Annotated in this window: 1 pseudogene; it reads left to right on the top strand. The window is 63.4% G+C overall.

Annotated features, from left to right (window positions below):
* A pseudogene (locus GPA27_RS28750) lies at positions 1-380 on the top strand (hypothetical protein); the annotation flags it as partial.

The raw sequence follows: 380 nt of genomic DNA on the forward strand, positions 1-380 counted from the left end.
CTACCACGTGGACAACGCGGGCGACACGGTGATCGAGAGCGCCGGCCAAGGCACCGACAGCGTGATCAGTACCGTCGACCATACGCTGGCCGCAAACGTCGAGAACCTCACGCTGGTCGGAACGGGCCTGGTCGGGACGGGCAACGCGCTCGACAACACCTACACCATCAACAACACCGGCAACGCCATTGTCGAAGCGGCGGGTGGCGGAACCGATATGGTCGTCAGCAGCGTCAACTACACCCTGGATGCGAACGTCGAGAAGCTGACGCTGGTCGGAACGGGCCTGGTCGGCACCGGCAATGCGCTGGATAACACCTACACCATCAACAACTCCAGCAACGCCATTGTCGAAGCGGCGGGCGGCGGAACCGACACGG

The sequence above is a fragment of the Aromatoleum toluolicum genome (genome assembly GCF_012911005.2).
Classification (GTDB): Bacteria; Pseudomonadota; Gammaproteobacteria; order Burkholderiales; family Rhodocyclaceae; genus Aromatoleum; species Aromatoleum toluolicum.